5 protein-coding genes are annotated in these 3048 nt (G+C 72.2%); 3 read left to right on the top strand and 2 right to left on the bottom strand.

Going from position 1 to position 3048, the window contains the following annotated elements; all coding sequences use genetic code 11:
- Positions 1–193: 193 nt before the first annotated feature.
- Positions 194–697 carry a hypothetical protein gene (locus tag VR45_RS33550; RefSeq protein WP_159394450.1) on the top strand — a complete coding sequence of 168 codons (504 nt, stop codon included), beginning with the start codon at positions 194–196 and terminating at the stop codon, positions 695–697.
- A gap of 123 nt (positions 698–820) precedes the next feature.
- Here VR45_RS33550 and VR45_RS33545 read toward each other — a convergent pair whose 3' ends face one another.
- Positions 821–1324, bottom strand: coding sequence for a metallophosphoesterase (locus VR45_RS33545; protein ID WP_045943677.1), 504 nt, complete (start codon positions 1322–1324; stop codon positions 821–823).
- Positions 1325–1486: 162 nt separating this feature from the next.
- On the opposite strand from VR45_RS33545, the gene VR45_RS33540 reads away from it, so the two are divergent.
- A complete protein-coding gene (locus VR45_RS33540; protein WP_234326423.1) occupies positions 1487–2086 on the top strand; it encodes a GNAT family N-acetyltransferase in 600 nt (199 codons plus the stop codon).
- A 46-nt stretch (positions 2087–2132) separates the two neighbouring features.
- On the opposite strand, the gene VR45_RS33535 is transcribed toward VR45_RS33540, so the two are convergent.
- On the bottom strand, positions 2133–2426 hold the full coding sequence (locus VR45_RS33535; RefSeq protein ID WP_159394449.1) for a hypothetical protein: 294 nt from the start codon (positions 2424–2426) through the stop codon (positions 2133–2135).
- A 161-nt stretch (positions 2427–2587) separates the two neighbouring features.
- Here VR45_RS33535 and VR45_RS33530 point away from each other — a divergent pair.
- Positions 2588–3048: phosphoribosylanthranilate isomerase (locus VR45_RS33530; protein ID WP_045943679.1), on the top strand; the 461-nt coding region annotated here is incomplete at its 3' end.

The following is a 3048-nucleotide window of genomic DNA, read 5'->3' as shown; positions in this document are numbered from 1 at the left end:
CCAGGTCGGTGCCTTCCAGTTGCGCCCGGGGGACGGCTTTTCCTGTTGGCGGCGTTGTGTCCGGAGTTGTCCGCGCGTCGCTCTTTGCCGAGACTTTCCGTATGCGGGTCTGGACCATGCGTAACGCCGGTGGAAGTATGGGCCGCGCCAACGGGCGGCAGGGGCTGCCCCGACGACTTTCCAGGGGGAAATCATGCGAGTCGGTACCCGTGTGCGCGCGGCCTCGGCGGCGGCCGTGGTGGTCGTGGCAGGTCTCTCGTCCGTCATGGTCGGAGCCGGTTCCGCCCAGGCCTCGGCGGCGAGTTGTCCCGCCGGCGGTCAGGTGCTCGGGCCCATCCAGAACATTCTGGTGGGCACGCAGACGATCGGTAAGTTCTACCTCGGCTGGAACTGCAACGGTGCCTACACCGAGGTCAATCTGTGGAACACCAACTACGTCAACAACTGGAGTTTCGGCCAGGTCGACGTGAAGTCCAGCTCGGACTACAAGGCGAACAGCAACCGGCCGATTCTGAATGCCGGAACCTATTGGTTCGACGCCGGTTTCATCCCGGTGACCGGTGTTTCCAATACCCGCCTCTACAAGGGCAACTGGAACTTCACCGCCAACGGCCACTCGTGCTCCGGCGAAACGCCGACGTGGAACTTCTCCAACGGCAGCTACACCGGGCCGAGCACCCTCCCGCACTGCAGCTGACACCCGAGGACCGACCGGACGGCCCCGTTTCCCAGGATCGGGGCTGTCCGTCCGCGCTTTCGGCGGGCGGCCTGGCAAGTCTGTGAGCGTCAGGGCGTCAGGGCGTGAGGGCGTGAGGTCGGCTCAGCGGCGGGGCGGCAGCCGGTGGAGCCGCACCTCGGTGAGCCGCCCGTCGTCCAGCCGGGCGGTGAGGTAAGTGGCGAAGGGCTGGCTGCGCCGGTCGGTCGGCGAGCCGGGGTTGAGCAGCCGCAGGCCGCCCGGCGCGAGGCTGTCCCAGGGGATGTGGCTGTGCCCGAAGACCAGCACATCGGTGTCGGGGAACCGGGCCTCGCAGCGTTGTTCCCGGTCCCGGGCCGGTCCGGTCTCGTGCACCACCGCGAAGCGGACGCCCTGGAGCCGCACCCGGGCGATCTCGGGCAGCTGCTCCCGCAGCGCCGCCCCGTCGTTGTTCCCGTGCACGGCGACCAGCCGCTCGGACCGGGACCGGAACAGGTCGAGGGTGGCGGTGTCGACCCAGTCGCCGGCGTGGAACACGACGTCGGCCTCGTCGAGGGCGTCGAGCAGCGGCGCGGGCAGGGCCCGGGCCCGGGTCGGGAGGTGGGTGTCGGAGGTCAGCAGCAGTCGCATCACGGTGAGAACGACCGGCCCGCCCCCGGGGCTCCGGGGGTGACCCGGGAACCACCCGGTCGGCGTCCCGCGCCCGGACGGCCGACCCTGTTCACCCGACCGGATTCCCTTGCCCTCGGCGCCGATCGGGGTGATCCTTCGCCAATGGAGATGCCGCCGCGGGTGATCGAGCTGGATGACCTGACCCTTCGCCGTTTCGATCCCGAGGGGGACCGTGCGGAGCTGTTCGAGGTCATCGACACGGCCCGGGGACACCTCCGACCGTGGATGACGTGGGTCGACGAGCACACCCCGGAGCGGACCGCCGAATTCCTGGCGCGGCGCCAGGAGGCTTGGGAGGCGGGCCGGGACTACACCTTCGCGGTGGTGCTCGGAGGGGCGATAGTCGGCGCCTGCCAGCTGTTCCGGCGGGAGGGCGGTCCGGGCGGGGTCATGGAGATCGGCTACTGGCTGCATCCGGTGGCCACCGGGCGCGGTGTGGCCACCCGGGCCGCGGGTGCCCTGGTCGCCGAGGCCTTCCGGTTCCCGGGCGTGGACCACGTCGAGATCTCCCACGACCCGGCCAATCACGCGAGCGGCGCCGTCGCGGCCCGGCTGGGCTTCGCCGAGGACCGCCGCCGCCCGGCCGGGACCGGCGAGGAGCTGGTCTGGCGGCTGGGCCGCCAGGAGGGTGTGGTCGAGCAGGGCGTGGTCGAGGAGAGTGTGGTCAAGCAGGGTGTGGTCAAGAACAGGAAATCTTTCGGTTCTCACCCGCCGAAGTGACGTCGTCTCACCGGCGGGTGCTGAAGATCTTCCGGTGGGTGGGGTGTCAGACGGCGGAGCTGCTCGCCGGGTGGCGCTCGGCCCCGGCCCCCTCCCCGTTGGTCCGGCACACGCTGCAGGTGTGCCAGCCCGGCCGGTCCAGGCCGGACCGGTGCGGGGCGAGGGTCATCTCGGAGGTGTCCAGCCCGCACAGGGTGCGGGGGCCGCAGACGCCGGAGGCCTCCGCGGGGGCGGCGTGCGCGCGGCGCACCGGGCTCTCGGGATCGGTCGGGTTACGGCCGGGTCCCAGGACCCGGACATTGGTCGGTGTGTCAGATTCCAGTACGACAACGGTGTCCATCCCCCCACCGTTCCCGTCGGGTCGTCGGGCTGCACCCGCACGTGGCATCCGGACCAACCGGCCGGACGGCGGCCGCCGGACCCCCGGCGCCGGGGCGGGTGCCCGCGCCCCGGCGCCGGTACTACGCTGGCGGGGCCGTCCAGTGGGGAGTGCCCGGGAACATGTTTGTGAAGATCTGCGGTCTGAGCACCGCTGTGGATGTGGCCGCGGCCGTCGCGGCCGGTGCCGACGCGCTGGGCTTCGTGCTGACCGAGAGCCCGCGCCGGGTGGAGCCCGGGCTGGTGCGGGAGTTGGTGGCGGCGGTGCCCGAGGAGGTGCTGACAGTGGCCGTGTTCCGGGAGGAGCCGGCCGCGTACGTGCGCGCGGCGGTGCGCGCGGCCGGGGTCCGGGCGGTGCAGTTGCACGGCAACCACCCGGCGGGCGCCTTCGCGGAGCTGTCCGACCTGGGACTGCCGCTGATCCGGGCGACCTCGGCGGCGAAGGCGGCCGGCGCGGACTGCGGGGACTTCGGCGAGGAGCTGCTGCTGCTCGACGCACCGGTGCCGGGCGCCGGGGAGCCGTGGGACTGGGCCGAACTGGGTGCCCGCCCGCCGGCCGGGAAGTGGCTGCTGGCGGGCGGGCT

Source organism: Streptomyces sp. NRRL S-495 (assembly GCF_000966955.1).
GTDB lineage: Bacteria > Actinomycetota > Actinomycetes > Streptomycetales > Streptomycetaceae > Kitasatospora > Kitasatospora purpeofusca.
The sequence above is the reverse complement of the archived record's forward strand: the minus strand, read 5'-3'. Positions and strand labels throughout refer to the sequence as shown.